A 1,984-nucleotide genomic window follows, 5' to 3' on the forward strand; every position below is an offset into this window, starting at 1 on the left:
CCTGAGGCAAAGATATTGCCGAAGATAGCAAATGACATGCTACATTTGTTTCATACTTTATCAATATTGATACATTAACACTGTAACAGAGAACTTTTTATCATTAGAAAAGGTATGTATACATATACGCATAAGTTGATTCGAAAGAATAACCGACCGGCTCCTTTTTCTTATAGCATGAACAAGCAAAAAGAAAAAACATTAACTTTGTATTTTATAAAAATAATGTCCATATGAAAACAATCTCCAACTCACAACTCACTATCCGGGTTTCTCCCCATGGTGCAGAACTTTGCAATATCGTCTGCAACGGTAAAGAATATCTATGGCAAGCCGATCCTTCTTTCTGGAAACGCCATTCTCCGGTACTCTTCCCCATTGTAGGCAGCGTATGGGAAAACGAATACCGCATCGACGGAGCCACATACAATCTGACCCAACACGGTTTTGCCCGTGATATGAATTTCGAATTGATACGAGAACAACCGGATGAACTGCGCTATCGTTTAGCAGACAATGAAGAAAGCCGGAGGAGATATCCTTTCCCTTTTCGTCTTGAAATAGGATACCGGATACAAGGAAAACAGATAGAAGTTCTTTGGGAAGTAAAAAATACAGGAGACAAAGAGTTGCATTTCCAGATAGGAGCACATCCGGCATTTTACTTTCCGGCATTCGATATGAAAAGTAACGAACGCGGATACTTGGGATTCGACCGAACAGAAGATCTAAAATACATACTCATTTCTGAAAAAGGATGCGCCGACCCGGAACATAAATATCCTCTAAGACTGACAGACGGACTCCTTCCATTGGATACACACACTTTTGACCGCGATGCCTTGATCTTGGAAAACAATCAGGTGGAAAAAGTTACATTATATAATAAGGAGAAACAACCGTACTTAAGCCTGCGGTTCACAACTCCGGTGGTAGGACTTTGGTCACCGCCTGCCAAGAATGCCCCGTTCATTTGTATCGAACCGTGGTACGGACGTTGTGACCGTGCTCATTATGACGGAGAATATAAAGATAAAGATTGGATGCAGCATCTACAACCTGCCGCCGTGTTCAAAGGAGGATATGTTATCCAAATTGAAGAATAGTCAGAATATTGCTTTTGCACATTCATATCCCTCCTGATAGAAGTCAGTCAGTTTTTGAATATCCCGTTCGATACGATCCACAACTACTGGCTTCTGCGGACGGATTACAACAATTTTACCTTCATCTTCCATTCGTTCCACCATCTCTAACTGAGCATTATAAACGGCACAACGATGACTTAACGCTTCACGTATTTTCGGATATTTACGATAAACAAAAGATGGAATTTTAATGTCTTTGCTCTCTTTCCGGTATCCCCGATTTCGAGTCGATACTACCACATTATTTTTATATCCTTCATCTATCGCATGCTGCAAAGGAATGCTATCCACAATACCGCCATCCAACATCGGAATGCCATCCACATAAGCTATCGGACAAACAATCGGCAAGCTACTGGAAGCACGGACAATATCTATCACCCGGTTTTTATCCTGTTTTTCTTCAAAGTAATTGGCTTCTCCGGTCAGGCAGTTCGTTGTCACCATTACGAATCGTTCGGGAGACGAAAAATAAGCATCATAATCATAAGGAAGGATATGCTCGGGAAACTCTGTAAAAAGAAGATCGAAATCCAGAATGTTTCGCTTCTTGAGCAAATGACGCAAACCGATGTAATTGTACTTTTCCAACAAATCGATATTACTGTATTTGGCACGTCCGCGTTGCCGTGACATATAAGAGAGTCCGTTACATGCTCCGGCAGAAACACCGATTGTATAGGGGAAACGAATATTCCGGTCCATCAGATAGTCGAGTACACCACATGTGAAAACTCCACGCATCCCTCCACCTTCAAGTACCAGCCCGGTCTGATTATCAATAGTCATAGTTATTTCCTCTTTTGATTAATGCTTTTGCGCTTCAAAGATACGCT

General features: G+C 41.4%; 2 protein-coding genes. One reads left to right on the forward strand and one right to left on the reverse strand.

The features are described from left to right. Positions 1–233: 233 nt before the first annotated feature. Positions 234–1,106, forward strand: a complete 873-nt coding sequence (locus tag QVP90_RS06635; protein WP_021935985.1) for an aldose 1-epimerase family protein — start codon at positions 234–236, stop codon at positions 1,104–1,106. Here QVP90_RS06635 and QVP90_RS06640 read toward each other — a convergent pair whose 3' ends face one another. Further along, positions 1,107–1,937, reverse strand: a complete 831-nt coding sequence (locus QVP90_RS06640) for a patatin-like phospholipase family protein (protein ID WP_005929552.1) — start codon at positions 1,935–1,937, stop codon at positions 1,107–1,109. Between the last annotated feature and the right edge of the window lie 47 nt (positions 1,938–1,984).

This window comes from Bacteroides sp. CAG:189 (assembly GCF_000432295.1).
GTDB lineage: Bacteria > Bacteroidota > Bacteroidia > Bacteroidales > Bacteroidaceae > Bacteroides > Bacteroides salyersiae.